The 246-nt window shown below is 57.3% G+C and carries 1 protein-coding gene; it reads right to left on the bottom strand.

The features are described 5' to 3' along the window. The coding region (locus SB659_RS20265) for a fimbria/pilus periplasmic chaperone (protein ID WP_410551730.1) at positions 1 to 205 on the bottom strand (205 nt) is incomplete at its 3' end. Positions 206 to 246: the final 41 nt, after the last annotated feature.

Genomic DNA, 246 nt, shown 5'->3' on the forward strand with positions numbered 1-246 from the left:
TGTTGCCCTTTCCGTCCTCAAGCCAGGACTGAGCCAGGTAGGGGAGGGCGGTGTTCTCATTGTGTATATTGACCGTCACGGACTTTTCTCCCCCCGGGAAAATCACCCGGGTACGGTCCAGCGCCAGCGCCGCGCAGACCTGCTGAGAGCCTGCCAGGCCAGTCAGCAGACAGGCCGTCAGCGTGGTCAATCGGAACTTCATCATGTCTGTATCCTCAGTCTTTCGGTTTTAAAGGGTTTAATGGC

This window comes from Arthrobacter sp. SIMBA_036 (assembly GCF_046535135.1).
GTDB lineage: Bacteria > Actinomycetota > Actinomycetes > Actinomycetales > Micrococcaceae > Arthrobacter.